The 21,642-nt window shown below is 44.4% G+C and carries 22 protein-coding genes; all 22 read right to left on the reverse strand.

Annotation, left to right across the window (positions count from 1 at the left end; translation table 11 throughout):
• On the reverse strand, window positions 1-185 hold a 185-nt coding region (locus JKY90_01860; protein MBL4851015.1), incomplete at its 3' end, for a response regulator.
• 33 nt (window positions 186-218) lie between these two features.
• The gene (locus tag JKY90_01865; GenBank protein MBL4851016.1) at window positions 219-968 is read right to left on the reverse strand and encodes an RNA polymerase sigma factor FliA; all 750 of its coding nucleotides are present in this window, start codon (window positions 966-968) and stop codon (window positions 219-221) included.
• The gene (locus JKY90_01870; protein MBL4851017.1) at window positions 965-1,810 is read right to left on the reverse strand and encodes a MinD/ParA family protein; all 846 of its coding nucleotides are present in this window, start codon (window positions 1,808-1,810) and stop codon (window positions 965-967) included. The genes JKY90_01865 and JKY90_01870 overlap by 4 nt, the downstream gene beginning before the upstream one ends.
• Before the next feature lie 25 nt (window positions 1,811-1,835).
• Complete coding sequence (gene flhF, locus JKY90_01875) at window positions 1,836-3,104, reverse strand: flagellar biosynthesis protein FlhF (protein ID MBL4851018.1); 1,269 nt, start codon at window positions 3,102-3,104, stop codon at window positions 1,836-1,838.
• Window positions 3,105-3,133: 29 nt separating this feature from the next.
• A complete protein-coding gene (gene flhA, locus JKY90_01880; protein ID MBL4851019.1) occupies window positions 3,134-5,230 on the reverse strand; it encodes a flagellar biosynthesis protein FlhA in 2,097 nt (698 codons plus the stop codon).
• A gap of 28 nt (window positions 5,231-5,258) precedes the next feature.
• On the reverse strand, window positions 5,259-6,383 hold the full coding sequence (gene flhB / locus JKY90_01885) for a flagellar biosynthesis protein FlhB (protein MBL4851020.1): 1,125 nt from the start codon (window positions 6,381-6,383) through the stop codon (window positions 5,259-5,261).
• Window positions 6,383-7,168 (reverse strand): flagellar biosynthetic protein FliR, encoded by a 786-nt coding sequence (fliR, locus tag JKY90_01890; protein MBL4851021.1) that lies wholly within the window; start codon window positions 7,166-7,168, stop codon window positions 6,383-6,385. The genes flhB and fliR overlap by 1 nt, the downstream gene beginning before the upstream one ends.
• A 20-nt stretch (window positions 7,169-7,188) precedes the next feature.
• A complete protein-coding gene (gene fliQ / locus JKY90_01895) occupies window positions 7,189-7,458 on the reverse strand; it encodes a flagellar biosynthesis protein FliQ (GenBank protein MBL4851022.1) in 270 nt (89 codons plus the stop codon).
• A 293-nt stretch (window positions 7,459-7,751) separates the two neighbouring features.
• On the reverse strand, window positions 7,752-8,489 hold the full coding sequence (gene fliP, locus JKY90_01900; protein MBL4851023.1) for a flagellar type III secretion system pore protein FliP: 738 nt from the start codon (window positions 8,487-8,489) through the stop codon (window positions 7,752-7,754).
• Window positions 8,489-8,944 (reverse strand): flagellar biosynthetic protein FliO, encoded by a 456-nt coding sequence (fliO, locus tag JKY90_01905; GenBank protein MBL4851024.1) that lies wholly within the window; start codon window positions 8,942-8,944, stop codon window positions 8,489-8,491. The genes fliP and fliO overlap by 1 nt, the downstream gene beginning before the upstream one ends.
• Before the next feature lie 46 nt (window positions 8,945-8,990).
• Window positions 8,991-9,452 carry a flagellar motor switch protein FliN gene (gene fliN / locus JKY90_01910; GenBank protein MBL4851025.1) on the reverse strand — a complete coding sequence of 154 codons (462 nt, stop codon included), beginning with the start codon at window positions 9,450-9,452 and terminating at the stop codon, window positions 8,991-8,993.
• Between the two features lie 55 nt (window positions 9,453-9,507).
• Entirely contained in the window at window positions 9,508-10,506 is a 999-nt protein-coding gene (gene fliM / locus JKY90_01915; protein MBL4851026.1) for a flagellar motor switch protein FliM, read from the reverse strand.
• Between the two features lie 44 nt (window positions 10,507-10,550).
• Window positions 10,551-11,072, reverse strand: a complete 522-nt coding sequence (locus JKY90_01920) for a flagellar basal body-associated FliL family protein (protein MBL4851027.1) — start codon at window positions 11,070-11,072, stop codon at window positions 10,551-10,553.
• 291 nt (window positions 11,073-11,363) lie between these two features.
• Entirely contained in the window at window positions 11,364-12,722 is a 1,359-nt protein-coding gene (locus JKY90_01925) for a flagellar hook-length control protein FliK (GenBank protein ID MBL4851028.1), read from the reverse strand.
• 380 nt (window positions 12,723-13,102) lie between these two features.
• Window positions 13,103-13,555 carry a flagellar export protein FliJ gene (fliJ, locus tag JKY90_01930; GenBank protein MBL4851029.1) on the reverse strand — a complete coding sequence of 151 codons (453 nt, stop codon included), beginning with the start codon at window positions 13,553-13,555 and terminating at the stop codon, window positions 13,103-13,105.
• Window positions 13,552-14,931 carry a flagellar protein export ATPase FliI gene (fliI, locus tag JKY90_01935; protein ID MBL4851030.1) on the reverse strand — a complete coding sequence of 460 codons (1,380 nt, stop codon included), beginning with the start codon at window positions 14,929-14,931 and terminating at the stop codon, window positions 13,552-13,554. The genes fliJ and fliI overlap by 4 nt, the downstream gene beginning before the upstream one ends.
• Entirely contained in the window at window positions 14,912-15,550 is a 639-nt protein-coding gene (locus JKY90_01940; GenBank protein ID MBL4851031.1) for a flagellar assembly protein FliH, read from the reverse strand. The genes fliI and JKY90_01940 overlap by 20 nt, the downstream gene beginning before the upstream one ends.
• Complete coding sequence (fliG, locus tag JKY90_01945; GenBank protein ID MBL4851032.1) at window positions 15,543-16,565, reverse strand: flagellar motor switch protein FliG; 1,023 nt, start codon at window positions 16,563-16,565, stop codon at window positions 15,543-15,545. Before fliG ends, JKY90_01940 begins: the two co-directional genes overlap by 8 nt.
• Complete coding sequence (fliF, locus tag JKY90_01950; protein MBL4851033.1) at window positions 16,555-18,222, reverse strand: flagellar M-ring protein FliF; 1,668 nt, start codon at window positions 18,220-18,222, stop codon at window positions 16,555-16,557. Before fliF ends, fliG begins: the two co-directional genes overlap by 11 nt.
• Window positions 18,223-18,252: 30 nt before the next feature.
• Entirely contained in the window at window positions 18,253-18,573 is a 321-nt protein-coding gene (gene fliE / locus JKY90_01955) for a flagellar hook-basal body complex protein FliE (protein MBL4851034.1), read from the reverse strand.
• A gap of 113 nt (window positions 18,574-18,686) precedes the next feature.
• Window positions 18,687-20,045 (reverse strand): sigma-54-dependent Fis family transcriptional regulator, encoded by a 1,359-nt coding sequence (locus JKY90_01960; protein MBL4851035.1) that lies wholly within the window; start codon window positions 20,043-20,045, stop codon window positions 18,687-18,689.
• Window positions 20,042-21,190, reverse strand: coding sequence for a PAS domain-containing protein (locus JKY90_01965; GenBank protein ID MBL4851036.1), 1,149 nt, complete (start codon window positions 21,188-21,190; stop codon window positions 20,042-20,044). The genes JKY90_01960 and JKY90_01965 overlap by 4 nt, the downstream gene beginning before the upstream one ends.
• Between the last annotated feature and the right edge of the window lie 452 nt (window positions 21,191-21,642).

Here is a 21,642-nt window from a genome sequence, read left to right on the forward strand (position 1 = left end):
ATACCAGGCATATTCCAGTCAGTAACCAAAAAATCAATACCCCCTTGCTGTAAAATTGGTAATGCTGTTTGACCATCGTCAGCCTCAGCGGTATTGTTAAACCCCAGATCACGTAATAAATTCTTTATTATTCGACGCATTGTAGAAAAATCATCTACAACCAAAATTTTCATGTTTTTATCCATTAATTGGTCTCCAAACTATTCTCTTTTTCCATTTCAGACGTTACTGCAATCCTTTCCTAACCAATTTGCCATTCTTGCCTTAAGCCTGATTAATGCCTGGCTATGAATTTGACTAACTCGTGATTCACTTACTCCAATAACGGCACCAATCTCTCGGAGATTAAGCTCTTCGTCATAATAAAGCGTTAATACCAATCGTTCACGTTCCGGTAGACCAGAAATCCCCTCTGCCAGACAGCGTTTAAAGTCCTCTACCAGTAATCCTTGATCAGGATTTGTTGATTTATCTGCTACCAAGCTAGACATGGCATCTTCATCAACACCAATATCTTCAAAGCTCAATACACGGTGACCACTAACATCTTGTAACACCTTATAATAAGCGTTGAGATCTAACTCCATTGCCTCTGCAACCTCATGGTCGCGCGCATCACGACCCTGTTTATGTTCAATTTCGCGTACTGCTTTAGCCATCTCTCTGGCCTTGCGGTGCACTGATCGTGGCACCCAATCGCCTTTGCGAATTTCATCAAGCATCGCGCCACGCACCCGAATACCGGCATACGTTTCAAAGCTTGCGCCCTGGCTAGCATCATAATTTCGTGCTGCCTCCAACAGACCAATCATCCCCGCCTGAATTAAATCATCCGCTTGCACACTTGCTGGCAGTCGACCTATCAAGTGATAAGCAATGCGTTTTACCAACGATGCATGGCGAACTATCACTTCATTCTGTTCCGAGCCGTTAGACTTTACCGATGCATACATTGCTGCGCCATTCATGACTGTGCCCCTTGAGCATACTGATCACCAATCAAGCGTTCCCAAAAAAACTCTAAATGCCCCTGAGCTTCAGTAGGTACAGGCCATTTATCGACCTTTTGAGCCAAATTTTTAAATGCCATAGATGCTTTACTCCTAGGATAGGCTTCAACCAATGGTTTTTGTTTTTGTATTGCCTTACGTAAATATTCGTCATAGGGAATGGCACCCATAAAATCGAGCGTGACATCAAGAAAACGATTGGTCACCGCTGTCAATTTTTTATACAAGGCTTGTCCTTCTGCTGCACCTGCGACCATATTAGTAATCACCCTAAATCGATTAACACCGTATTCGCAGCGGAGTGTTTTAATCATGGCGTAGGCATCGGTCATTGATGCAGGTTCGTCACACACCACAATGATCACTTCTTGTGCTGCCCGGGTAAAATTGAGTACCGATTCAGATATACCTGCGGCAGTATCGATTAACATCACATCAAGATCGGTATTAAGTTCACTGAACGCATTAACCAAACCACCACGTTCTACACTCGACAAATCAGCCATCGCTTGCATACCTGACGCACCCGGAACAATTTTCAGACCACCTGGTGCGGTAACAATAATTTCTTCAAGCTCACATTCACCACTCATAACATGAGAAAGGTTTTTTCTTGGGTGTAAACCAAGTAACACATCCACATTAGCAAGCCCTAAATCAGCATCAAGTAGCAACACGTTCTTACCTTGACGTGCCATAGTGACACCCAGGTTTATTGAAATATTGGTTTTTCCAACACCGCCTTTACCACCCGTAACGGCAATAACACGTACTGGGCCACTAGCATGCATCTGTCTCAAGCCATGCGCCTGATCATAGGGTGAACTAGTGGTAAGCATTAGCTGCACTCCCGCCAAGCACAATCGCTAATGCTTCCCAGTCAAATATTTGGTCGTTATCTTGAGTTAATGCTACTGCTTCACTAACCAAACTGTGTGGTCTTGCAAGATGCAAATCCTCAGGCACACGCTGGCCATCACAGACATAAGCAAGTGGCATTTTTGAATGAATTAATGAGCCTAATGCCGCACCAAGGTTTTCTGCCTCATCAGTTTTAGTCAAAATACATGCGCTTGGCTTAAGCTCTGAAAATACCTCAAAGCATTTTTCCATACTTGAAAGCTGGGAGTTGGCTGACAAGACTAAATAGGTATCAAATAATTCTCGGTTTTTAATTAATGGCTGGATACGTTGTTTAAATCCCATATCACGTGGACTAACTCCTGCGGTATCAATCAACACCAGTTTTTTATCAAGAAGGTTGTCTAATATAGTCTCCAGATTTTCTTCTTCACTTAAAAGGTGCAGTGGCACATCGAGAATACGGCTATAAACACGTAATTGCTCGTAGGCACCAACACGGTAATTATCAGCAGTCACTAAAGCGACGCTTTTAGGCCCGTGACGTAACACATAACGTGCAGCCAATTTAGCGATAGTAGTCGTTTTACCAACACCAGTAGGCCCAACCATTGCGATCACACCACCGTTATTCAATACGTCATCATCTGACACGTTAACCTGGGAGGCGAGTTGTGCCAAAGCCTGGCGCCAGTTATGTTCAATGTCATTACTGTTATCAATATTATTCGAAATTTTCTGGCAAATACTTGCATTAAGTCCCAAACTCATTAAGCGCTTGAGAAGCTCAGTGCGCTGAGGGTGCCGTCTTTCAAAATCACCCCAGGCCAAACCCGATAATTGGTCTTCAACAACATGGCGTAGTGACGACAGTTCTGCTTGCATTTTTTCTAGCGCGGGCTCTTGTAACCAAGTAAGCTCTGTTGAACTCTTGATGGCTGCTGCGGCCTGCTGTGCCTGAGCTTCCTCCCGCGCCGGCGCTTTATCTTTAGCTGCAACAGACTTTTTAGCACGATGCTGTGAAAATGAGGTCACTGACTTTTGTGCAGCCTGTTTCTCAGCTTTATGAACTGACTCTGATAAAGTATTGGCGTCGTAATCTATCGCCGCGATCAATTCAATACCGCCATCGACTTCTCGATTGGCTAGAATCACGGCATCTGAACCGAATGCCTGGCGCACCTCACGCATGGCTATTCGTGCATCTTCAGCAAAAAATCGTTTTACCTTCATTTATTATTATCCCGTATTATTTATTGCTACTAAGCGTTCGCGCCGACGGTCGCCACAATCTTAATTTGTTTACTATCCGGTACCTCGTTATAAGACAGTACTTTCAAATTAGGAATCGAGTGCTTCACAAAACGAGCAATCAAATTTCTAACTGCAGCCGATACCAATACTACGGCAGCATTACCCGCGGCCTCCTGGCGCTGCGTCATTGTAATAAGAGTCTGGTGCATTCTGTCTGCAAGCCCTGGTTCGAGTGCCACACCAGATTGATCTGGCCCTTGCAGTGAGTTTTGCAATATCTGTTCCAGCGCAGGATCTAGCGTGATAACTTCCAACTCTTGGCTAATTCCACTGATACTTTGGACAATTGAGCGGCCAAGAGAGATACGAACCATTGCCGTTAAGACGGCGGGGTCTTGACTCTTAGCGCCATTTTCCGCCAAGGTTTCGACGATACTGCGAACGTCACGAATTGCCACACCTTCTTGTAACAAGTTCTTCAATACACGAGATACCACACCGATTGGCAAAACATCTGGGATCAATTCTTCGACTAATTTAGGTGCTGATTGCTCAAGAGTGGCGAGTAATTGCTGCACCTCATCTCTGCCCAATAATTCATCAGCATGAGATTGAATTAACTGCGTGATATGCGTCGCAACAACCGTGCTGGCATCAACGACGGTGTAACCCATTGTTTGTGCTTCATCACGTTGACGTGTTTCTATCCATACTGCCTCAAGACCAAATGCGGGATCTTTTGTTGCTATGCCCTTTAGCTCGCCAAACACTTGTCCGGGATTAATAGCAAGATCCATCTCTGGGTGAATCTCTGACTCTGCCAACGTAACGCCAAGCAAGCTAATACGATAAACATTAGGTGTAAGGTCAAGATTGTCACGAATGTGTATCGGTGGAATAAGAAAACCAAGATCTTGCGTCAACTTTTTACGAATACCTCGAATACGAGATAACAGTTGCCCACCCTGGTTTTTATCCACTAACGGAATGAGGCGATAACCTACCTCTAAACCTAAAGCATCGACCGGCACCACATCCTGCCAACCAATTTCCTGGGTCTCATTTTCAGCAGGTGTTTCAGCTATCTCTTCTTCAGCAATTTTCGGTTGTGCTGCACGCTGTGAAACGATATGCGCACCGTATCCTGTAACAGCAGCCATCAAGAGGAATACAACGTTTGGCATGCCGGGTATGACGCCCATAATACCAAGCACTGCTGCCGTAATTGCTAGCGGTTTGGGTGACTCAAACAACTGATTAATCACTTGATCACCCATACTTTCCTTAGCAGAAGACACTCGGGTCACGGTGATCGCTGCGGCAACTGATAATATCAGTGCTGGAATCTGTGCTACTAAACCATCACCAATAGTCAGTAAAGTATAGTTATGTGCTGCATCACTAATATCCAAGCCATGTTGCATAGTCCCAATCAACAAGCCACCAATCAAATTGATGAACAAGATTAAAATTCCAGCAATGGCATCACCACGGACAAATTTACTAGCACCATCCATTGAGCCATAAAAATCCGCTTCTTGGACAATGGTCTCACGCCTTTCTTTGGCTTCATCCTGGTCAATCATCCCTGCGTTAAGATCAGCATCGATTGCCATTTGCTTACCAGGCATAGAATCCAAGGTGAAACGTGCACTGACCTCAGAAATACGCCCTGCGCCCTTGGTCACTACGACGAAATTAATAATTACCAGGATGGCAAATACAACAATACCGACGATATAGTTACCACCAACAACAAAATCACCAAAGGCTTGGATCACCTTACCCGCTGCATCTGTTCCCGTATGGCCTTCCAGTAACACAACACGCGTTGAAGCGACATTCAGTGCCAACCTCAATAATGTTGCCATAAGAATAATGGTCGGGAAGATAGTAAAATCGAGTGGGCGCTTGGTGTAGACACTAGAAAGCAATATTACGATTGAAAACGAAATACTGAATGTAAACAACAAATCCAATAACAAGGGTGGCATAGGCAAAATAATCATCGCCAACATCGCCACCAGAATGATGAATGCCGCTACTCCAGAACGGTTAAATGAGCCAATTGAAATAATATTATTAGGTTGTGAATTTGCAATCATATTGTTACTCTCAAATTAGCACTGTGGCCTAATCATGTTGGTGTTCTTCAGGAACCGGGAAATCAGGCTGGGTCATTTTTTTCTTATTACCTGGTTTTTGTTTTAACTGGTAGACATAGGCCAACAGCTGGGCAACAGCCATATACAAGCCATTCGGAATGGGTTGACCAATTTCAGTACTATAAAATAGTGCGCGAGCTAATGGCGGCGCTTCAATACGGGCAACATTATGCGCATCACCAATTTTACGTATATGTAGTGCAATGAGATCGGCACCCTTGGCAACGACAACCGGTGAAGCCATATTTTCCTGGTCATAACGTAGCGCTACGGCAAAATGGCTTGGGTTGGTGACAATAACATCTGCCTCTGGCACTGCCGCCATCATGCGTTGATTTGATGTCTCCATTTGCAATTGGCGAAGACGATTTTTAATTTCTGGATTACCTAACGTATCCTTGTTCTCATCTTTCACTTCTTGCAATGTCATTTTTAATTGCTTGGCGTGGTTCCAAATTTGGAATGGAACATCAATAAGGCTGACGATGATTAAACTGGCAGAAAGGAACAGAAACCCCCAAACAACGAAATCAATAGCAGCACCAAGCCCAACCACTAAGCCTTGATTAGACAAACTGATAATCCAACCAGCGTTGAACCACAGCGTTGTCACTAACACAGAAGAAACCAGCAATGCTTTAGTCACTGCTTTAGTTAGCTCCATCAAGGCTTGCACACCAAACATGCGCTTTATCCCTTGCAATAGGCTTATTTTTTCCGCTTTAAAGTGTACTGCTTGCATACTAAAACTGATGCCACCGATTGAAACAGCAGATAAAATAGCCACAGCCACCATCACCATAAAAAGAGGAACCAACATAAGTAGTCCACTTTGAACCTGGTCATATAAGGTTTCTGTCATCATCACTGTATCGAAAGCATATGCCCTTGGAATATTCCAACCACCAGCCAGAATTGACTTCATCGTCTCAGCAATATTGTCGCCCAAAATTAGCAGAGTGCCCGCCGCACCGATAAGCATTGCAACAGTAATCAATTCTCTCGAACGTGCAACCTGGCCTTTTTTAGCTGCATCTTCTAGCTTCTTTGGGGTCGCCTGTTCAGTACGTTCTTGTGCCTTCTCCTCAGCCATCAGACCGGATCCTGAGACAACTCAAATTGATCAATTTGAATAAATCCTTGCTCAAGTAAAGCGATGAATTGATCTGATGCATACGGCAAAGAATAAAGCACAATGATAAAACCTAAGGTAATGGTCACAGCAAAGCCGACACTAAAGATATTAAATTGGGGCGCAGAACGTGTCATCACACCAAAGCCAATATTGACAAATAATAGGCCTGCAACCACAGGTAGTGCGATAAGCACACCACCAGAAAACATAATGGCTGTCCATTCCAGCATTTGCCAAACGCTATCAGTGCTTAGACCTCTCATACTGACAGGCATTATTTCAAAGCTTTTTGCGACAGCCAAAATAATAATAATGTGGCCATTAAGGGCCAGGAATAACAAAGAACCTATTACCGTATATAGACGGCCTACCGCAGGGGTTGGCACACCACTGCCAGGGTCGATAAATTGAGCAAACCCTAAGCCAGTTAGAATTCCAATTAAATGTCCAGCCGTTTCAAGTGTTGTAAAAACAATTCGCAATATCAAACCCATTGCCAAACCAATAATAATCTGGTGGGTTACTACCAGCCATGTGTCCAAGCCAAATGGGTCAACCACCGTTTCTGTGTGCACCATTGGACCAATAGCAATGGCAATAAGAATAGCAAGAGCGCCACGAACTCTAAGCGATATATTTCTTTGGCTTACCAATGGAGCAACACTTAACATTGCGCCAATACGTATAAGCGGCCATAAAAATGAGCCTATCCACAACATTATTTCTTCGTCTGTAAAGCTCACGACAATTGCTACATTTAGCTTCAGCCGATCAGGCTGGGGATATCCAGAATAAGATTACGAGTAAAGCTGGTTATTTGCAGTAAAAGCCAGGGCCCCATAACAATAAGCAGACCGAAAATAACCATCAACTTGGGAATAAAGCTTAATGTCATTTCATTGACTTGTGTCGCAGCCTGAAAAACAGCGACAATCAAACCAATAACCAGCGCCGGTAACAACAGCACACTACTGAGTAAAATAGTCAGCTCAATTGCTCGACCACCTATCTGTAATATTGTTTCTTGCGTCATGTGGTGTTGTGTCCCATAGTGTTTGATGACTTCAGCGAAACGAAAAACCGTTAGCTACAAGGCGCGTTGCGTAGTGAAGGGTTGTTCCCTTTACAAACAACGCAACGCAGTAGATGACGGCTTCTCGTTGCGCCCAAAGGGAGCTCCACAAATAACTCAATACTGCGTCGCCTAAAGCGCCTACTGTTGGTGCAGCCCTTATTAAGGGAACAACCCTTAACTTCGGGCTGCGCCTTGTCTTGAGTTATTTGTGGAGCTCTGAAGCCGTCAAACACTATAGGACACAACACTGGCTACACGTAAAAGCTGGCTGCCAATGTGCCCACTAACAGCACCCAGCCATCCACTAAGACAAATAACATAATCTTGAATGGCAACGAAATAATAATCGGCGACAAAAACACCATTCCCATAGACATCAGCGCGCTGGCAACAACAAGATCAATCACTAAAAATGGAATAAATACGAGAAAACCTATTTGGAACCCTGTTTTAATTTCGCTAGTAACGAAGGCAGGCATTAACAACGAAAAGGGGATGTCATCTGTTGATTCAAACTCTTCTGCGCCTGATAAGTCAGAGAAAAGCTGCAAGTCGCTGTCGCGCACCTGGTTCATCATGAATGCACGAAATGGCTTGCCGGCAGCCTGTATTGCATCAGGTACTGACATTTCCTCTGCTAAGTAAGGTGTTACTGCCTCGTCATAAACCTGCTCAAAAATAGGTGCCATAATAAAAAACGTGAGGAACAAGGCAATACCGATTAACACTTGAGTTGTCGGTGTTTGCGCAGTACCCATGGCAGTGCGAAGTAATGCCAGAACAATAATAATGCGCGTAAATGAAGTCATCATTAATAATGCTGCTGGCAACAAGCTCAGCAACGTCATCAATAGCAAGACTTGCAGTGTTACTGAGTATGTCTGTTCACCATCTTCTCCGGTAGTGACTGAAATTGCATCCAGACCTGGTGCAGCGAACACTGACACGGCCGGCAATATGATCAGTAATATTGAAATAAGCGTACGCATTAACGCTGACCCCGTTGCTTAATTACTGTCGCCAGACGTTCTGCAAAACCACCCGTAACAGATGATTTTTCAGAATTCATTATTGGCTCATCAAAGACATGAATTTTCTCAATGTGGCCGGGGCCAACCCCTAGTAAAATTTGGTGATCACCAACCTGTAACATAACAACACGCTCACGCTGCCCCACAGACAAACCTGCAATAATACGGAAATTACTGTTATTGCTTATGCTAGGTGTACCAAAACGGCGATAAAACCAGCCTAGCAATAAAATCAAAACAACAACAAAAGCAAGCCCTGCCAGCATTTGCATAATATTAGCTAATGCAAAAGGTTCTGTTTTATTTATAGAGGAGGCTTTGCTAAGTGGATTTTCCTCAGCAAAAACTGGCAACGACAAAAAAATAATCATCATCGCGAATATGTGTTTTATTATTGTTATAATTTTAGACATAATCTGCTGCCTGTTACCTTAAAAATATGCGAAATGAACACGCAAATTATTTGAGATTCTTGATGCGTTCAGCAGCACTGATAACATCCGTTAAACGAATACCGAATTTTTCATTAACTACAACAACCTCGCCACGAGCAATCAATGTGCCGTTAACACGAACATCCATTGGCTCACCCGCCAAACGGTCTAGCTCAACAACTGAGCCCTGATTTAACTGCAATAAATTACGGATACTAATATGAGTTCGACCTAACTCCATAGCAATGGTGACTGGAATATCAAGCACCATGTCAAGATTGACCTCACCATCGATACCCGACCCTGTTGGGTTTAGGTTATCGAATGCAACGGGGTCGATCCCCACGTCACCTTGGGGCGCGGCAACATCTGTCGACTCTGACTCGGCCTGCTCTTCAAGCGCAGCGCCCCAGGCATCCGCCCCATCCCTATCAGAATCACCACCTGTGGCATCTGTAGTATCTGCTGCCATAACACCTTCGCTCATAAGATTATCGACATCGTCTTGATTAATATCTTCGCCATCGACTGCATCAGCCATTTTATTCTCCTGCAACTACCGTCATCATTTGTGAAGAAGAAGCAATTTTTTCATTGATTTGAATAGCATTATTGCCATTAGACCAACCATAGCTTCCACGTATTACTGGGGTATTTTCAATTGTTGCGATAATTTCATTTGGTGTCTCAATAGGGATAACATCGCCTTCTTTAAAATTCATCACATCTCGCAAACTGACATCGAATTCAGATAGATTACTAATCAACTCAATCGGCGCTTCGAGCAATTCATGGCGCAACGAATGCTGCCAACGTTCATCTTTGTCATCAGTGTCACTTTGAATTCCCGCGTCGAGCAATTCTCTAATAGGTTCAAGCATTGAGTAAGGCATAGTGATATGAAGATCACCACCACCGCCTTCCAACTCAATATGAAATACAGATACCACTACAATTTCTGAAGGACTAACAATATTAGCGAACTGGGGGTTCATCTCAGAATTAATAAATTCAAGATTAATAGGAAGGACAGGCTTCCAGGCTTCCATAATATTTTTGTAGGCTTCCTGTAAAATAATGTTCAATACACGAACCTCAGTCGCTGTAAATTCACGCCCCTCAATCTTTGCATGCCAGCGACCATCCCCACCAAAAAAATTATCCACCACGGCAAACACTAATTTTGGGTCAAACAATATTAGTGCAGTGGCTTTGAGCGGGCGAATACGGGTCATATTCAAGCTAGTCGGTACAAATAAGGTGTGCATGTACTCAGAAAATTTGAGCATTTGTACGCCGCTGACGGCAATTTCAGCACTACGACGTAGAATATTAAACAGACTTAAACGGAAATTACGTGCAAAACGTTCATTAATCATTTCCAGTGTCGGCATGCGCCCACGAACAATACGATCTTGGCTATTAAAATCATAATTTTTTGCAGTACCATCGTCGACAGCTTCAGCATCTGTATCAACGTCACCACCATCGACACCATTCAACAGCGCATCAATTTCATCTTGTGAGAGCAAGTCATCCACGTTGGGTGTTCTCTTTTATCATTATTTTTTCCACGTATGTATGCTTATTGCATTACCATGCTGGTAATCAAAAATTCTTCAGCACCAATTTTGTCTACTGGCTTACCCGTCTCTGCGGCAATAATTTTATTAACAACTGCTAACGCCGCTACAGAAAGTTTTTCCTGACCTTCAACCGTTCTTAATTCCGCTTCTTTTTGTGTGCTAAACAATACACTTAGCTTGCTACGAATCGCAGTAACATGTGTGGTGATATCTGTTTCAATGAGTGGATCACGTGTCAAAACCGATGCATTAATCTGCAGAAAACGTACTTTGGCATCTGGGTCTGAGAGGTTCACAACAAATGCAGGATCGAGGGCAACATAAATTGCAGGCATCTTAGCCACGGCAACTTCTTCAGTTTGCCCTTCATCTCCACCGTGCTCTTTATCAGCAGAAGCGAAAAAACCACCAAAATGGAGACCAGCACCAACACTGCCGCCGACTACGATCAGTAAGATCAAAATGATCAATACGGTTTTCTTGCCGCCGCCCTTCTTTACTTCCTCTTTTTCCTGTGCCATCCCAGTTTCCTTTCTATAATTAACTACCTACGACACTGCTTTAGCAAAAGCTATGCCACGGAGATGGGATAGATAACTTGTTAATTAACAGTTAGTTGCGCTGTCGCTCAAAGATTGCCAAGCAATAGAGTCGACTTATTGACAGCCCTTAAAGAGGTAAGCGCTGTAGGGTGACAGTAGATTGACTAGTGGCTGCTTTGATATGATGTGTGTGACGCTAAGAAGCCACGGCATGAGTAAAAAGGACTCTGACGCATCCTTTTTTAGATAAATTACTAACAAATTCTTCAGCTAAACAAATTGATCAACCAAGTTGAATGAGTTTAATCCCATAACACCACTATCAACATCACTCGCTAACAACTCATCACCTTCTATCGTGCTATCGAGTATTTTTCCATTGCTAACCGCAGTGTTCATTCCTTCTTTACTTTGCCTTTCTGCAGTATCACCCTGATTGATATCAGCATCAGCAAGATTGAGGCCTTGGCTTTCTAGCATTTCACGTAGTTTTGGTAACGCTGCTTCAATCGCTTCACGAACCACTCCAAACTGTGAATTAAAAACAACACTGACTTGATCACCGGAAACATTAATACGCAACTGTATCGGGCCAAGTTCAGCTGGGTTAAGACGGATTTGCGCTGAACCAATGTTTTGTCCTACCAACCAACGCACACGTTGTCCTAGCTCGTCGGACCATCGTGAGCTGTTTAGCGGCACTGTAACTTGTGTCTGTGTCGGATTAGACGGCTGCAATGAACTAGTCTCTGTAACAACACCTAGTAAAGGTTGAGCAATAGTTGCACTACCATTGATCAGACTAGCAATCTGAGTAAGAATTGGGTTTGTATTTACATTAGCGCTATTTGTCACGCTCGATAGGTTCGTTTTTGTCAATGTTGCAAGCAGCTCATCAAACCCCACTGGTTTCTTTTGTGCTGTATCAAAGAATGCTTGATTTAAGTCAAAGAAATCATTAAATACACCACGCACATTACTTAAAGTTGCGTTTATCTCTTGGCGTAAACTAGTTTGCGACTGCTCACTCAATACAGCATTACGTACGACATCCCCTCGGGGTAGCACTTGCTCCGCAGCGCCATTGAGCTTTGATTGTTTATCATCAAGCAAAGAAACTAATTGTGTACGCAATTCAGTCACTGCTGCTGAGTCACCCGCTGTATTAGCACCTGTAAGTAAACTGCGTAACTGCTCCAGAAGCGTATTTGAACCCGACAATAGCGGAGCTACCAATGATGCTGCGTTCGTCACCGACTCAGTTTTGCTATCTAAAGAAACAGCTTGAATACCTAAGGGACTCGTCACATCGAGCGCCAGGTTGGATATATCCCCGGAGAGTAACGGCAATAATTTTCCCTCTAGCCTATCAAGGCTTGCCGCAGAGAGAAATAGATTTGTATCCGTATCAAGCGGTGCTAAGCCAATAAATTCACCTGCTGCTTCAGATGAGCTATTGTCTGACGCCGTCAGCTGTTGAGAACTATCACCGATCACATTGCCAATAATATCACTAAATAACTGATTTTCTTTACTTAATTCCGTAGTGCTGGATGCTGAATCAGCATTGCTGCTGGTCTTGGTATTCGTCACTACACCAGTGATATTAAGGCTTGCTTGTACTGACATGCTTTCTCCTACCACCTATTTTCTGTTGCTAAACAGTAGAAGGGCAAGTTGTATGCCACAGCGTAGCGTGTAGCATAATGTCAGGTGATATTTCTGTAGTGATCGTGGTGTCGTGTCAACCGTATAATGACGGTCTCAGAGCCATTGAAACAGTCCAAAGCAAGGCGCAGTCATGCAGCAAATAGTGGTTCTATTGCAAGTGGCTGTAACGCCGCATTGGGCTGTTTCAATGGCTCCCTTCGGGCGAGACAAGAAGTGACCATCTGCTGCGTTACGCGCGCTTGAATTAGCGACTGCTAGTCCTGCGCTCACGCGCCCCTTGCATATGACCACTTCTTGTCTCGCTGAGACCGTCATTATACGGTTGACACGGCACTAGCTTAGTGATGAAAAACTATGTCGTGCCCTCCTATACGTTGAGCATGATCATCTGTCTCTTTTTGATTGCGTTTTTCGTTAAGCTGACTTTCTTCATCGCGGTAGCGATCAACTACCTTACCAAAGGCATCCGAGCGAGCGCGTGCTTGTCGCCAATTCACTTTTTTTAATTCAACTTGTCGCTGCGCATCAATAATACGCTGTTTTTGTAAAACAATAGATTGATTTAGTCTGGTGATAAACTCTTGATAGTGGCGAATACGCTCAATACTGGCGCCAACTTGCGTCAGTTGTTGAAATTTATTCACGTAATCATCTCGATAATGCGTCAGCTCAAGCAAACGCTCTTCGTGCATTTTTAATTCATTGAAACCCTCATTGAGAATACGTGCTGAATTTAGTTGCTCCTTTTGTTTCATATTAGCAACGGGGCGCAAACGCTGAGACCGTGTCATGCCCCGCCTCCTTGAACTAGTGCAGTGTCAACAAACAAACCGCCAAGCTGATGGATGCTGTCGTTAAAACTCACATGATGACCAATATCTTGTTTTAAATAATTAAGTAAGCGCGGATAAGCAGTCACTGCCTGATCAAGCTCAGGGTCTGCGCCGACCGTATAGGCGCCAACGCTAATCAAATCGCGGCTTTGCTGGTAAGTCGAATAGAGTTTGCGAAAACGTTGTGCCAGTGTGTGATGCTCATCACTGGTAATTTGTTTTTTAGTGCGGCTGATTGACGCTTCAATATCGATAGCAGGGTAACAGCCGCTATCTGCCATTTTCCGCGACAACACAATATGACCATCGAGAATAGCTCTCGCTGCGTCAACAATTGGGTCTTGCTGATCATCACCTTCCGCCAATACGGTATACAAGCCGGTAATGGAACCACCGTTCGCGCCACCATTTCCTGCACGCTCAACCAAGGCCGGTAATTTAGCGAAAACGGAAGGCGGATAACCTTTGGTCGCAGGCGGCTCACCAATGGCTAAGGCAATTTCACGTTGTGCTTGCGCGAAACGTGTTAGCGAATCCATCAATAGCAAAACATGCTTACCCTGGTCACGATAATATTCAGCAATGCTGGTTGCTAACATCGCGCCATGTAGTCGTAACAAAGGCGGATCATCGGCAGGTGTTGCAACAACAATAGAACGTGCCAAGCCTTCTTGGCCAAGCGTATCTTCAACAAATTCTTTAACTTCTCGGCCTCGCTCACCCACTAAAGCAACGACAACCACATCGGCATTGGTATAGCGTGTCATCATCCCTAACAACACACTCTTACCAACGCCACTACCTGCGAACAAACCTAAACGCTGGCCACGACCAACAGTAAGCAGCCCATTAATTGCTCTTACTCCAACATCAAGTACATCACGAATAGGCTGGCGCGCTAAGGGGTTTTTTGTGACACCAGCCAACGGCACCCGATCAGTTGTATTAATCGGACCACGACCATCCAGTGGTTTACCAGCACCACTAATAACACGACCCAACATGGCGTTACCCACCGCCGCATCATAAATTTGGCCAGTGGGTACAACACGTGAATTTGGTAATAAACCACGAATGTCACCCGTAGGCATCAAATAGGTACGATCACCTGAGAAGCCAACAACTTCAGCTTCAATAGCATGATTAGCAGTGCTTTGAATAATACACCGGCCACCAACAGGCGCCTGGCAACCTACGGCTTCTAATGTTAAACCCACCATCCGTGTTAATTTACCTTCAATGATGAATGGCTCTTTTTTTTGCGCACACTGGCGGCGTTCAACTAAATATTTCTGCCACCGTCTACTATGTTTGTTATTGGTTAAGGTCTGCATCACGCTCCCCACCAAAAATACGCGCAGAGATGGTTGCCACCTGTTTTTCTATTGTGGCATCAATCTGTGATGCCCCTGATACGATACGGCAACCACCACTGGAAATTACTGGGTCTTCAATAATGCTACAGCTATGATCAGCTTCGCTAAGTAACAGCGCTTCCTTAACACATGAAACATCTATGGGATTAAGATGGATACGCCTTGGTTCTGTTGTTATCGGCAAGCTGGCAATGGCTTCTCGCACCACAGCGACAACATGACCTGAATCCATTTTAATTTCACGTCGAATAATTTGCCGCGCCACCTCAACAGCAAGGCTTACTAATTCTTGTTCAACGTGTTCATCAATCGCTTCCATGGGCGCCGATAAAAATGACAATGCCTGATCCAGGCAAGTCAGCCGTTGATTAATCTCAGATTGCGATGAGGCCATACCATCTGCAAGCCCACGTGCAAAACCTGCTTTATACGCATCTTGTTCTTGACGCCTGTCTGAACGCTGGCCTGAACGCCGATCACTAGTGTCAGCGTTTACGCTGAGACTGGGTGTTTGACTTACTTGAGGAAATGCCCATGGCTGACAATCAACGTTATCTTCATTGGCAACGTTAGACATATTCCTCGCCCCCGCCACCGCCTAGAATAATTTCGCCTGCTTCAGACATACGACGGACAATTGCAAGAATTTCTTTCTGCGCAGACTCGACCTCACTAAGCTTGACTGGGCCACGTGTTTCCATATCTTCGACCAACATTTCTGCCGCGCGTTTTGACATGTTGCCAATAAACTGCTCTTTCAACTGGGCATCGGCACCCTTTAATGCGAGAACCAATGCATCACTAGACACTTCTCGCATCAAAGACTGCATGCCTCGATCATCAATATCTTTGATATTATCGAAGACAAACATTAAGTCTTCAATTTGAGTCGCCATATCCTCATCTGTGTGTTTAACATTGGCCATGATTTTTTCTTCCATAGAACCATCAAGGAAGTTAAGAATATTTGCCGCAACTTTTAACCCACCAAAACCTGCCGATTGCATATTACTACCACCAGCAAACTGTTTCTCCATAATGACATTTAGTTCATGTATCGCTGATGGATGAACAGTATCAAGTGTTGCCACACGAAGAATAAGGTCAGAGCGCGTATTTTCAGGTAACATTTGTAACACTGCTGCTGCTTGATCTGATTCAAGATAAGACAATACAATTGCAATAATTTGTGGGTGCTCAAGTCGAATCATTTCAGCGATGCCACGCGAATCGAGCCACTTTAATTGCTCGAGACCACTGGCTGACCCACCTAATAAAATACGATCCATCAAAGCGCCAGCCTTATCTTCACCCAGCGCACTGATCATTGTTTTGCGAATATAATCGTCAGAGCCAACACCTAATGAAGTTTGCGAACCAACAATAGTGATGAACTCTTCAAGTACCGTATCAACCTGTTCTTTGGAGATGTTCGCCAGTGATGCCATGGCACCACCCACTTTTTGCACTTCTTTCGGACCCATGTGCTTAAGGATCTCTGCGGCATCATCCTCACCGAGAGTCAGTAGCAATACTGCTGCTTTATTTGTCCCCAAATTTAAATTAACAGTTTGCTCTTTATTAGTTGCCATCTGTAGTCACCCAGTTCCTAACTACTTGGGCAACAACTTTAGGGTCATCACTAACCATCACTCTTGCTTGTTGTAAATGCGCATCGTAGGAAGCATTACCTGTTGACAACATTGGCACTGCCCCATTCGGCCCTGCGATTGCCGCCCCCTGCGCAGCAAAAGCGGCTTGATCCATTGCGATAGGCTCACCGTTCTCATCTAACGCAACAGCAGACCCAGACTGATCAGCCAATGCAATCGTCGTTGTCGTCGCCTTATTCACTAGGTCTTTCAAAATTGGTTTGAGTACGCCAAAGATCAAAATCAGTACACCAAACCCTGCAGCAACTTGTTTTAAGGTGCTGGCAAACCATGCCTGTTGCCAAATGGGTGGCGCTGCAAGCTCAACGATGGCTTCAGGCACAGAAAATGATGCATTAATAATACTCACTTTATCGCCACGTTCTTCGTCAAAACCAATGGCTTCTTCAACCAAGGTAGTAAAACGCAGAATCTCGTCCTCGGTCAGTGGCGTACGAATAATCTCACCATCTTCACCTATCGTTTGATGATCATTCAATACTACGGCGGCAGAAAGTTTTTGTACCGTACCACTCGCCTGTCGTGTACGGCTGATAGTGCGATCAAGCTCAAAGTTACGTGTTGAACGACGACTTGAATTCAGTCTGCTTGACCCTTCCTCAGCACCAACTGGCGCAACAGGCGGTTGATTAGATAAAGCACCAGGCACCCCGCCCACTTCATTACTACCATCACGAACTTCATCTTCACTCACCACTTCGCTGCGAATTGCTGCGCCTTCAGGGTTATAGGTTTCTGCGGTTTCTTCTCTATGGGTAAAATCAAGACTAGCAACAACTTGCGCCTTAACAGAGCCCAAACCAAGAATCGGCGTTAAAATATCCTCAATACGTTTCATATAGTGATTTTCAACTTTACGTTGATAATCAAACTGTGTTGAACTCAATTGAGTGTCTTGATCGCCACCACTGCTAGTTAACAACCTACCGCGTTGATCAACCACAGTCACATTATCGATATTAAGATTGGGCACGCTGGCAGACACCAGATGCGCAATAGCACTGGCCTGACCACCTTGAATGCGTTTGCCTGGATGAAGATGAACAAATACTGATGCGCTGCTTTCTTTTCGATTACGTAAGAAGGCCGACTGTTTCGGCACAGCCAAATGCACACGTGCAGTTTGCACATTAGTCATCGCACCAATGGTACGTGCCAACTCACCTTCTATCGCTCGCTGATAGCGTGCGCTCTCCATAAACTGGCTGGTACCAAAACCTTGTTCTTTGTCAAGAATTTCATAGCCTGAATGGCTACTATTCGGTAAGCCTGCGGCAGCGAGCTTGAGTCTAGAATTATGCACATCAGCCGCTGGCACCATGATCGAACCATTGGCGTCAGAGACTTTATAGGGAATATTTGATTTCGCTAGCTCTGCTGATACTGCCGCTGTGTCAGTTTCACTCAAGCTACCATAAAGCACACGATAACTTGGCTCTTGTGCCCACATAACAACCCAGACACCAATAGCTACACTCGCTGCCAAGCCAACCATAAGACCAATTTGGCGTAAAAAAGGTAAGCCATTAAAACCTTGCGATTGTAATGCTATGTTTCCAGTATTAACTAATGCCATTTGTATTATCTCGTGATCTTATTTTATAGGTTATATCGGCATTCTCATAACAGCCTGATACGCCTCTACCAAACGGTTTCTTACTTGCACTGTCGCCTCGAATGCAATCGATGCTTTTTGCGATGCAACCATCACATCACTTAACGCAATATCCGGATTACCCTGCTGAAACCCCGTTGTTAAGGCGCCTGATTGTTGCTGTATGTCATTCACCGTATTAATGGCATTTGAAAACATTGAAGAAAAACTTGTCGCACCGTTAACGGCACCCACCTCAGCGGGAATGCCTTGGGCCTGCGCAGTCATTGCACGCATTTGATCTAATAATTGATTCACTTCAATACTGTTCATTACACACCTCGATACGGATTATTTTTATCATTACGCCCCCACATTTTCGCGGAGCCTGCCCCGTGCTTTACACGAGGGGTGGGCTCTTGGGGTACATCCCTTGCCATAGATCATTAAACCAATGCTGCACGTCGCGGCACTTCGATTCCAGAATCACGCATTTTTGCTAATTTGTAGCGTAGCGTACGCTGGCTAATGCCAAGCTTTTCAGCCGCTTGCTTGCGGTTACCCTTTCTTAAGGCATCAAGAATAAGGTTATGCTCATGACCCAGCATGTCTTGCGCCAGGTTGTCTGCATCAATATGCGTCTGCTCGACGCTCATAATGCTGGTTTCAAAACCATTAAATGTAGTCAGTTGTAAATCGTCTTCTTCAATTTCATCACCGAGCTGTAAAATCATTGCACGTTGAATGACATTGTCCAGCTCACGCACATTGCCAGGCCATGGATGATTAAGTAAATGTACACAAGCAGCTTTATTTAAAGTAGGTATTGATTTGCCTTGTTTAATCGCGATACGTTCAATGAAGCTTTTTGCAAGCGGGATAATGTCGTCCTTACGCTCACGTAAGGCACTAATTTGTAGTGGAAATACGTTTAAGCGATAAAATAAATCTTCACGAAATTGATGGTTTTTAACTTCAGCAGCTAAATTTTTATTGGTCGTTGCTAAGACACGAACATCCAGCTCAATCAGTTTGTGACCACCAAGGCGTTCAACCTCACGTTCTTGCAAGACTCTTAGTAATTTGGCTTGCAAGGCTAAATTCATTTCTGAAATTTCGTCAAGCAATAAGGTGCCGCCTTGCGCTTGCTCAAACTTTCCTGGGGAAGCATTGTAAGCCCCTGTAAAGGCCCCTTTCTCATAACCAAACAAGGTTGCTTCTAGCATATTGTCAGGAATAGCCGCACAGTTGATGGCAACAAAAACACCCTTGCTGCGTGCCGAGTTGTCATGAATATAACGTGCTATGACTTCTTTACCAGTACCGCTATCACCACTAATTAGTACTGTCGCATCGCTCATTGCAACACGCCTCGCAATGGTAGTGAGCTTTTTGCTTGCTGAAGAAACGGTAATAAAATCAGTCGCCTCGTCATGTTGAGTGATGTAGCGACTCACCATATTAACTAATACTTTGGCATCAAACGGTTTGACCATATAATCAGATGCGCCGTCACGTAAGGTTGCAACGGCCTGCTCGATGGTGCCGTAGGCTGTCATTAACAACACAGGTATATCAGCACAAATACGTTTGACTCGCTTTAGCAGTGACACACCGTCCATCGGTGTCATTTGAATATCACTGATAATGAGACCAAGATCATCTTTGCGTTGATTAACAATTTCTAATGCCGAGCGACCATCCCAAGCCGACTCAACGTGATAACCCGCCAGTTTAAGCGTATCGCACAGTGCTTCTCTTAGATCACTATCGTCTTCAACGACGAGTACGATTGATTGATTCATGCTGACCACCTATTTTTCTCACTAGCTTTGGGTTGATGAATGCTTACCGAGGGTAAGCTGATAATAAATTCAGCGCCGTTGCCAATGTCAGAATCAACGCGAATATGACCACTGTGTGCACGGATAACTTCGCTAACCACAGCAAGCCCCAGTCCAGTGCCATTTTTCTTTGTCGTATAAAAGGGTTTAAAGATTTCTTTCTGCGCATCGATACTGATGCCTGGCCCATTATCACGGATAGTGATATGAACGTTCTCTTTGTCTTTGGCATCAAGCGTTTGTTCAAACGTAATATCGATTTTTCCGTTATCACCACACATTTGAACTGCGTTGACAATGATGTTCTGTATTGCACTGAGTAAGGTAGTTTGGTTGCCCATCACCACAGCACCTGGGCAATGATTATTGTGAGTAATCTCACACGCTGTGGTATTGACTTGTGTATCAATGCTACTGAGTAATTCACTCAATAACCTATCAACAACAATATGTTTGACAGTAAAACGGCCTTTACCTGCAAACATCAATAGATTGTTAACCAGGTTTTCTAAATGATTCAGCCGAGAAACAACTTTATCGGTAAACGATTTGCGCGTATGTTTATCACATTCTACTGACTGTAGATTAGTTGCGTAGAGTAGTGCCGATGCCAATGGTGTGCGAATTTGATGCGCTAAAGACGCAGCGACCTCGCCCATCGTTGATAGACGTTTATAACAACGCAGACGATCTTGCAGGCGGTATTTTTCTGTAACATCAGAAATGAGTAATACTTGACCAGGTAAGCCATCAAGTGGCTTGGTCGCGATACTGACGTAACGATCGCCTTTAATACGCAAGTAATCGGCATCACTGGAGCCACTTTCAAAGCAACGATGAATAATGTCGCACCATCGCTGACCTGCCAGCGGCTCGCCCAACAGATCACACGCTACTGTATTGCTGCGTTCTACAAAACCCTTGGCATCAACAACAATCACTGCCGCAGGCAAGGCATCAAGTAAACGCGTTAAATAAGCAGCAGGCGCTTCATCACCAATAGCGGTATCCGCTGCTGTGTGGATGGGTATCGCAAGTGAATAGTCTTGATCTGGTGCTCCACCAAGGTTATATCGGCGGGTCAGCGTTGCTGTGGCATTTCGCATCAAGGCGCAGCTCGCAGGCAAGGGTTGTTCCCTGGGTAAGAGCTGTAACGCCGAGGCGCAATGCCACAGCAACGCCCGAAGGGTTGGTCTGTCAGTGTCCATGGCGGCGTTGCACTTCTTGTGAAGGGAACAACCCTTCCCTGCAAAGTGCGCCTTGCCGTGGACACTGGCAGACCAACTGGTCCGCCGATATAACCTTGGTGGAGCACTAACTGCTGCTCGCATCGCTTCTTGCTCATTATTATTAATAGCCTTATGGACTGTTTAAGCTATTGAGCAAGAAGTATGCCGTGTACCTATCGGAATATTTTGACTAAGTATCAATCACTTATATGAGAGCCAAAAAATAGAACGTCAAATTTATGTCGTTTCTTCAACACGTTGAAGACCATATTTACGTAATTTTTCAACCAAGGTTGTGCGTCGTAATTTAAGTCGGTTAGCCGCGTGAG

Source organism: Gammaproteobacteria bacterium (assembly GCA_016765075.1).
Classification (GTDB): domain Bacteria; phylum Pseudomonadota; class Gammaproteobacteria.

Coding starts and splice junctions, on each gene's coding strand:
- JKY90_01925 (MBL4851028.1), bottom strand. CDS start 12,722: ATGTCAGTACAAGCAAGCCTTAATATCACTGGTGTAGTGACGAATACC.
- JKY90_01940 (MBL4851031.1), bottom strand. CDS start 15,550: ATGTCTAACGTTGCCAATGAAGATAACGTTGATTGTCAGCCATGGGCA.
- flhB (MBL4851020.1), bottom strand. CDS start 6,383: ATGGCTGAGGAGAAGGCACAAGAACGTACTGAACAGGCGACCCCAAAG.
- fliE (MBL4851034.1), bottom strand. CDS start 18,573: ATGAACAGTATTGAAGTGAATCAATTATTAGATCAAATGCGTGCAATG.
- fliJ (MBL4851029.1), bottom strand. CDS start 13,555: ATGACACGGTCTCAGCGTTTGCGCCCCGTTGCTAATATGAAACAAAAG.
- fliQ (MBL4851022.1), bottom strand. CDS start 7,458: ATGACGCAAGAAACAATATTACAGATAGGTGGTCGAGCAATTGAGCTG.
- fliF (MBL4851033.1), bottom strand. CDS start 18,222: ATGGCATTAGTTAATACTGGAAACATAGCATTACAATCGCAAGGTTTT.
- JKY90_01920 (MBL4851027.1), bottom strand. CDS start 11,072: ATGGCACAGGAAAAAGAGGAAGTAAAGAAGGGCGGCGGCAAGAAAACC.
- fliI (MBL4851030.1), bottom strand. CDS start 14,931: ATGCAGACCTTAACCAATAACAAACATAGTAGACGGTGGCAGAAATAT.
- flhA (MBL4851019.1), bottom strand. CDS start 5,230: ATGATTGCAAATTCACAACCTAATAATATTATTTCAATTGGCTCATTT.
- fliP (MBL4851023.1), bottom strand. CDS start 8,489: ATGCGTACGCTTATTTCAATATTACTGATCATATTGCCGGCCGTGTCA.
- fliO (MBL4851024.1), bottom strand. CDS start 8,944: ATGTCTAAAATTATAACAATAATAAAACACATATTCGCGATGATGATT.
- JKY90_01960 (MBL4851035.1), bottom strand. CDS start 20,045: ATGAATCAATCAATCGTACTCGTCGTTGAAGACGATAGTGATCTAAGA.
- flhF (MBL4851018.1), bottom strand. CDS start 3,104: ATGAAGGTAAAACGATTTTTTGCTGAAGATGCACGAATAGCCATGCGT.
- JKY90_01965 (MBL4851036.1), bottom strand. CDS start 21,190: ATGCGAAATGCCACAGCAACGCTGACCCGCCGATATAACCTTGGTGGA.
- JKY90_01865 (MBL4851016.1), bottom strand. CDS start 968: ATGAATGGCGCAGCAATGTATGCATCGGTAAAGTCTAACGGCTCGGAA.
- fliG (MBL4851032.1), bottom strand. CDS start 16,565: ATGGCAACTAATAAAGAGCAAACTGTTAATTTAAATTTGGGGACAAAT.
- fliN (MBL4851025.1), bottom strand. CDS start 9,452: ATGAGCGAAGGTGTTATGGCAGCAGATACTACAGATGCCACAGGTGGT.